Source organism: Lactimicrobium sp., assembly GCF_036453465.1.
In the GTDB taxonomy this organism is placed as follows: domain Bacteria; phylum Bacillota_I; class Bacilli_A; order Erysipelotrichales; family Erysipelotrichaceae; genus Bulleidia.
Genome location: NZ_JAZHUW010000008.1, coordinates 59,636 through 66,697, shown reverse-complemented (window position 1 = coordinate 66,697; position 7,062 = coordinate 59,636). Strand labels below are relative to the sequence as shown.

6 protein-coding genes are annotated in these 7,062 nt (G+C 48.9%); 2 read left to right on the top strand and 4 right to left on the bottom strand.

Going from position 1 to position 7,062, the window contains the following annotated elements; translation table 11 throughout:
* The coding region (locus SOI44_RS03565; RefSeq protein ID WP_331347863.1) for a PTS transporter subunit EIIC at positions 1–629 on the top strand (629 nt) is incomplete at its 5' end.
* Positions 630–709: 80 nt separating this feature from the next.
* On the opposite strand, the gene SOI44_RS03560 is transcribed toward SOI44_RS03565, so the two are convergent.
* From SOI44_RS03560 to SOI44_RS03545, 4 genes are all read right to left on the bottom strand, one after another.
* Positions 710–1,960, bottom strand: a complete 1,251-nt coding sequence (locus SOI44_RS03560) for a hypothetical protein (RefSeq protein ID WP_331347862.1) — start codon at positions 1,958–1,960, stop codon at positions 710–712.
* 61 nt (positions 1,961–2,021) lie between these two features.
* Positions 2,022–2,318: a hypothetical protein gene (locus tag SOI44_RS03555; RefSeq protein WP_331347861.1), complete on the bottom strand. Its 297-nt coding sequence runs from the start codon at positions 2,316–2,318 to the stop codon at positions 2,022–2,024.
* 2 nt (positions 2,319–2,320) lie between these two features.
* Positions 2,321–3,247: an SPFH domain-containing protein gene (locus SOI44_RS03550; protein ID WP_331347860.1), complete on the bottom strand. Its 927-nt coding sequence runs from the start codon at positions 3,245–3,247 to the stop codon at positions 2,321–2,323.
* Between the two features lie 69 nt (positions 3,248–3,316).
* Positions 3,317–4,318: an aldo/keto reductase gene (locus SOI44_RS03545; protein ID WP_331347859.1), complete on the bottom strand. Its 1,002-nt coding sequence runs from the start codon at positions 4,316–4,318 to the stop codon at positions 3,317–3,319.
* 129 nt (positions 4,319–4,447) lie between these two features.
* On the opposite strand from SOI44_RS03545, the gene SOI44_RS03540 reads away from it, so the two are divergent.
* Positions 4,448–6,988 carry a S1 RNA-binding domain-containing protein gene (locus tag SOI44_RS03540; RefSeq protein WP_331347858.1) on the top strand — a complete coding sequence of 847 codons (2,541 nt, stop codon included), beginning with the start codon at positions 4,448–4,450 and terminating at the stop codon, positions 6,986–6,988.
* The last annotated feature ends 74 nt before the right edge of the window (positions 6,989–7,062 follow it).

Sequence of the window (7,062 nt, the reverse complement as noted above, 5' to 3'; positions counted from 1 at the left end):
GTCTGCCTGGCTATCTGCTGATCGTCTTCCTGATGCAGCTGCTGTGGTTCTTCGGAATTCATGGACCTAACGTTATGTCTGCTGTTACAACAGCATTCATGACACAGGCAAGTGCTGAGAACCTGGCTATCTACAATGAGATTGGTAACCCTTATCTGTCTGCAGGTAAGTACAGCATCATCTGTAATGCGTTTGGCTCCACATTCTTCTCAATGACTGGTTCCGGTATCACCGGCGGCCTGATCATTGCCATCATGCTTTTCTCCAAGAGAGACGATTATAAGGCAATTGCAAAGCTGGCTATCCCTTGCGGAATCTTCGATATCAACGAGCCGATCATCTTCGGTATTCCTATGGTCATGAACCCCCTGTTTGCAGTGCCGTTCTTCTGCGCACCACTGCTCTCTGTCATCATTGGTTATGTCCTGACAAGAATTGGCTTCTGCCCGATCATGGTAGTCGATGCACCGTGGACCACTCCGCCTGTACTGCTGGGCTTCCTGGCATCCGGCGGCAAGCTGATGGGCGCTCTGTCTCAGTTGATTGCATTTGCTTCTTCGATCCTTCTGTACACACCGTTTGTTATTGCAGCAAACAAGGCACCGAGGGAAGAGGCTGCTGCAGCGTAAGCTGATCATTACAATTGAATCTCTAAAAGGCGGTAATGCTGTGCACTACCGCCTTTTTTGTGCTTTGTCATCAGTTGAAGTTATTTGTTTGTCTTTGCGTAAATCTTCCGCTCGCTGACATTGCCTTCCTTTCTGAGATAGGCATCATTGAGGAAGGAAAGATAAGCACCTGGGGTAATAAAGCCGCCTGGTGTAACGAGTCTTAGCTGCTTAGAACGGATCAGTTCATCTGCCAGTAATACACAGTTTGTACTGGCCACAAAATAGGTTCTGAACTTTCCTTTGGTGAACTTATACAGCTGACAGCCTGTGTTTCTCCATACTCTGGATATATAGTCCTGTGCCTTAGGATCTGTTACTGCAGCGCACTGCCAGGGGATGGTTCTTGCCATCAGATTGTTGATCCGTTCCTGCAGGATTTTCTTTTGTGATTCATCCAGTGTAATGCCATAGGCGACAATGGTTCTGTCTTCCCCATTAACGGCATGCTTGATGAATTTTGTTTCATCTGCCTGAATCAATACGCCGTCTCCCAGTGTGCCAAACAGTGTGCGCCCTTTGGGATCATGACAGCCATAGGAGTAGATCATGCCATGATAGGCAATATCAATATGACCGAACATACGGAATCCCGTGCCGCCAAGATACAGGTAGACATGCAGACTTTCGGGATCGTTGGGGATGGGCAGTGCTTCACTGCTTTTTTCCTTGAGTGAGTGGATGGAGACATAGGCAGATACAGGCAGAATGGCTCCTGCCAGTAAAGGAACGGACAGGGCAATGTGGCTGTGCTTTGCCATCCAGCTGCCCGGGTATTGGCTTGTCAGGGTCATGAGGAACATCTGCAGGCCATAGATCAGAAAGAAGATGCCGGCCAGTATGGCAAGAAGTTCTTCCTTGAGATGAATGATCTTTCCAAAGATTAAAAAGAAGGACAGGATGCCGGCATACAGTGTAAAGAACAGTTTGGCGATGGCACCTTTCATGCCATCTCTTGCAATGACGATGAAATTTACTGCGGAGATAAAGGCGGTCAATGCCATCCAGAGTCCATAGAGCAGGTATAGAGAAGAAGGAAATCTGCCTGGGAACAGTAACAGGAAGATGCCATAGAGCAGGCAGAAGGTACAGATGATGATGTCAATGGGATCTATGGGTTTGATATGGTGAGAGATGACCTGGTGTGAGCGCAGCGGTGTCAGCAGGTTGATGGCCAGCAGTAAGAAGTAGAGGACAATCCAGGAGATGGATTTGCCGGCAAAGAAGGCGAGTCCAATGGCGATGGAAACAATAGAAGCCAGATAGGAAGAGATCAGTGATTTTTTTGACATGTTGACTATGATAGCAAAAAAGCATGATCAGGAACAGATGAGACGATTCCTGACCATGCTCTTATAAATATTTACAGTCTTTTAAGCGGATCTTTTTGCCATTGAGGATGACATATCCTTCTTCCGGCTCTTCATGGACGATATAGCGGGGCTGACTGGAAGTGGGATGGTGATGTCCATCCCTGGTTTCACAGGTAATATCATTCTTGTAGGGAATGGTATGGCCATCATCTGAGATTGTCCTGCCAATCAGATAGTCTGGCTTTGTTCTCTTCTTCCTTGGCTTTGAAGCAGCACTTGCCACCACTGTAATAAAGCAGAGAATCAATACGCCCCATACAATGAAGCTGAAGAACATGATTATTTCTCCTTCATGGTTTCCGTGATGCCTTTGGCTAGACCTGCCAATGAGGCAATTTCACTTGGCACAATGATCTTGGTTGCCTGACCATCTGCTGCCCTGGCAAAGGAATCCAGCGCCTTCAGCTTGATCACGGCATCATCTGCACCGGCATTCTTGATCATTTCAATACCCTGGGCAGTGGCTTCCTGCACCTTGCGGATCGCCTCGGCTTTACCTTCTGCTAACAGAATCTGATTCTGTTTTTCTGCCTCTGCTTTCAGAATGGTAGCCTGCTTTTCAGCTTCTGCCTTCAGCACAGCCGACTCTTTGGTACCTTCTGCCTGCAGGATCATGGACTGCTTTTCACCTTCCGCATTGAGAATGGCAGCACGCTTTTCACGCTCTGCCTTCATCTGCTTTTCCATCGCTTCCCGGATGGCTGCCGGCGGCTGTATGTTCTTGAGCTCAACTCTTGTGACCTTGATGCCCCATGGATCCGTAGCACTGTCAATGGTGGAAAGCATCTGTCCATTGATACTCTCACGGCTTGTCAAAGTGGCATCCAGTTCCATATCACCAATGATGTTTCTAAGTGTTGTTGCAGTCAGGTTTTCCATTGCCATGATTGGATTTTCCACGCCATAGGCATACAGCTTTGGATCCGCAATCTTGAAGTACACAACTGAATCAATCTGCATGGTGACGTTGTCCTTGGTGATCACAGGCTGCGGGGCAAAGTCAGCGACCTGTTCCTTGAGCAGTACCTTTCTTGCTACTCTGTCAATGAATGGTGCCTTGAAGTGGACACCCGGGTTCCAGGTAGACTGGTACTTGCCCAGACGTTCAATGACATAGGCATTGGCCTGAGGGACAATCTTGATGCAGGATGAGATGAGAGCGATGATGATAACGATCAGTACAAGTGTGATGAGAAGTCCTTCCATAAGTGTTCCTCCTGTCTTTATTTTAAAGGATACAGGGGTGCAAATAGAAGTGAAACGATATTGTTTGTCTTACTTGTCGATCTCTTTTTTCTGCAGTGCTCTGGCTGCCTCTTCCATGGCATCCATTTCTTCTTTGGTAAGGTGCAGATTCAGGCAATGACAGGTATCCAGCATCGTGGAAGGATGCCGCATACCGATCAGCAGGCTGATGTCCGGATACTGCTGCAGTGTCCAGGCCTCAATGAGATTGGCAATACTGCAGGTATGGGCAGCAGCCATTTCTTCCAGCAGGTCAAAGAACTGATCATATTCTGTCTTTTCTGCTTCTTCACTCCATGGAAGTCTGGCCCGGATATCTCCCTGTGCAAAGATTCTTTGTACATAGCTGCGGGAAGTCAGGATACCTTCTTCCAATGCGCCATAGACCTGGAAAATTGTATGATCCTTCTGCAAATGCGGAAAATAGTCATAGCCATGGTATGGTGCTAACAGGCTGAATTGTTCCTGTACAAGTGAGATACGGCCATATTTCTGATAATTCTCATAGTCCTGCGGCCGGGAATTGGAAAGAGCAGCTGCTTTGATCTTGCCTTCCTTGATCAGTGTATTTAACGCTTCCATCGTTTCCTGTACCGGGGTGATCGTGTCATTGACATAATGGACCACGGCAATGTCCAGATGATCCGTGCCAAGACGTTCCAGGGATCCCTCCAGATCCTTGCGGATTGCCTTTGCACTGGTGTCATTGTTTACCGTATAGCCGTCACGTTCATACTTAAACGTACCGCCGCCGTCATTGCGCCAGTTCAGTGATACCTTGGACTGCAGGATGAATTTGTCTCTTCTGCCTTTCAATGCTTTGCCAAGCAGGGTTTCACTGGTGCCCATGCCATAGACCGGGGCAGTATCGATGTAGTTGATGCCGCATTGCTCAGCCGCATCCAGCAGGGCATTTGCTGTATTTTCATCGGGCTGCTCATCGGACCAAACCGAGCCGCCGCCCAGACCCCAGGTACCCAGGGCAATGCGGGATACCTGCAGATCTGTATGGGGAATTGTCTGATATTTCATGAAAATCACTCCTTTTCAATATGATGGCTCCATTATACATCCGGTGCACTGACATGTTTGTCAGTTGTCAAGAGTGAGAATCATTGCCGGCAGTGTTAGAATATGTACGTTTGGAAGGAGTACGATCCCATGGATGAAAAAATTATTCAGAAGATTGCAGAAGATCTGAAAGTAACCACAGCCCAGGTTGAGGCCACATTAAAGCTGCTTTCAGATGGCAATACAGTGCCGATGATTGCAAGATACCGCAAGGATGTGACCAAAGGCCTTGATGAGGAACAGATTCTTTACATTGAGAAGCAGTTTGACTATCAGAATAAACTGAAGGAGCGCAAGGAGGATGTTCTGCGTCTGATTGAAGAGCAGGGCAAGCTGACCGATGAAATCCGTGCTTCTGTCAATGCGGCTGACAAGCTGTCTGTGGTAGAGGATATTTACCGTCCGTATGCCCAGAAGAAAAAGACAAGAGCTGCGGCTGCCATCAAGCTTGGCCTGCAGCCGCTGGCTGACTGGATGCTTTCTTTACCGAAAGAAGGAAGCGTTGAGGCAGAAGCTTCCAAATATGTAACGGAAGAAGTCAAGACATGGCAGGACGCGGTACAGGGTGCCAAGGATATCATTGCCGAGGCTGTCAGTGACAACCCGCAGCAGCGCTGGGCATTCAAGGATACGATCATGAAGACCGGTGTCTTGAAGACTACGCTGAAGAAGGATGCCAAGGATGAGGGAAAGGTCTATGAGATGTATTATGACCGCTCAGAGAAGATTTCCACGATTGCCGATCACCGCATCATGGCCATTGACCGTGCCGAGAAAGAAAAGGTCATTACGGTCTCCTTTGTGTTTGATGAGGAACATCTGATCCACGAAGCAGAGAACAATATTCTCAAGGGTGAAGAGCCAGTCTGTGTCAATGAGATCAAGGAAGCTGTGGCAGATGGCTGCACAAGACTGCTGTTCCCGTCCATTGAGCGTGAAATCCGCAGTGATCTGAGTGAGCGTGCTCATACCAAGTCCATTGAAGTTTTCTCCAAGAATCTGGAGAAGCTGCTGCTGCAGGCACCGCTGAAGGGCAGAGTCGTGCTTGGCTTTGACCCGGGCTATGTCAATGGCTGCAAGCTTGCCGTGATTGATGAAACCGGCAAGATGTTAACAGTAGATAAGATCGTGCCGTTTGGCAAGAAACATCCGGATCTGGAAGGCTCCAAGAAGAAGCTGCTGGATCTGATCCGGAAGTACAATGTGAAGATTGTTGCGATTGGCAATGGCACAGCATCTCGCGAGAGTGAGAAGCTGATTGCCGATCTGATCCGTGACAATCATCTGGATCTGGAATATGCCATTGTATCCGAGGCTGGTGCTTCGGTATGGTCTGCCCAGGAAGCAGCCCGTGAAGAATTCCCGGATATGGCCATTGAAGAGCGCAGTGCCGTATCCATTGGCAGAAGACTGCTGGATCCGCTGGCAGAGCTGATCAAGATTGATCCAAAGTCCATTGGTGTCGGCCAGTATCAGCATGATCTGCCCCAGAAGGCGTTGTCGGAACGTCTGGATGAGGTCGTGTCCAAATGTGTCAACCGTACCGGTGCCGATGTCAATACGGCATCTCAGGAACTGTTAACCCATATTTCCGGTCTGAATGCCGGCATTGCCAAGGAGATCATCAATTACCGCAATACCCATGGCCGCTTCACAAACCGTGAACAGCTGAAGCAGGTCAAGAAGCTTGGTCCGAAAGCCTTTACACAGTGTGCCGGCTTCCTGCGTATTGTCGGCGGAGATGAGCCGCTGGATGAAACAAGTATTCACCCGGAGAGTTATGATGCGGCCAGAGCACTGATGAAGGCCTGCGGCATTACGAAGCTTGGTGAGGCAGATGCAGAGTTTCCTGCGGATAAGACAAAAGATCTTGGCATTGGTGACTATACACTGAAGGACATTGAGGATGCCATCCGTCAGCCGCTGCGTGATTATCGTGATCAGTTTGAGGGTGCTCTGCTGCGCAGTGATATCCTGGATATCAAGGACCTTCATGTCGGTGACAAACTGTCCGGCACAGTCAGAAATGTTGTTGACTTCGGTGCCTTCGTGGATGTCGGTCTGCATGAGGACGGCCTGGTACTGCCAAGCCGCATGTCCACCCAGAGAGTGACAGATCCCAATACCGTTGTCAGTGTCGGTGATATTGTCGATGTGTGGGTTGCTGAGATTGATGTGGAGCGCAATCGTGTGGCTTTGTCCATGATTCCGCTGGAATCCTTGAAGCAGAAGGAAACACAGATGAAGGAACACCATGGTCATAAGGCACCGCGCAAGGCATTGTCTGAGCTGAAGGTTGGTGAGAAATACCATGGCACCGTGGAGAATCTGACATCATATGGTGCCTTTGTGGATATTGGTGCCAAGAAGGCAGGCCTTCTGCATGTGTCCCGCATGTCGATGGATAAGGTCGAAGATCCTTCCACAATCGTCAAGCCGGGTGATCAGATTGATGTGTATGTCTCTGATGTGGATACGGACAATAACCGTCTTTCACTGTCCCTGCTGTCACCTGAGGAGCTGGCAAAGAAGAATCCGCGCAGTGCAGGAAGAACTTCCCGTCCTGTGGTTCATAAGCCGGTAACGATGGATGATGCCATGGCCAGACTGATGGAGCGCTTTGGCAAGTAAGCTGAAGTAATAAAAGAGATAAAGGGAAACAACAAGACATCGGGCACCAGAGGCCCGATGTCTTTTCAAGTGTG

Coding starts and splice junctions, on each gene's coding strand:
- SOI44_RS03560 (WP_331347862.1), bottom strand. CDS start 1,960: ATGTCAAAAAAATCACTGATCTCTTCCTATCTGGCTTCTATTGTTTCC.
- SOI44_RS03555 (WP_331347861.1), bottom strand. CDS start 2,318: ATGTTCTTCAGCTTCATTGTATGGGGCGTATTGATTCTCTGCTTTATT.
- SOI44_RS03550 (WP_331347860.1), bottom strand. CDS start 3,247: ATGGAAGGACTTCTCATCACACTTGTACTGATCGTTATCATCATCGCT.
- SOI44_RS03545 (WP_331347859.1), bottom strand. CDS start 4,318: ATGAAATATCAGACAATTCCCCATACAGATCTGCAGGTATCCCGCATT.
- SOI44_RS03540 (WP_331347858.1), top strand. CDS start 4,448: ATGGATGAAAAAATTATTCAGAAGATTGCAGAAGATCTGAAAGTAACC.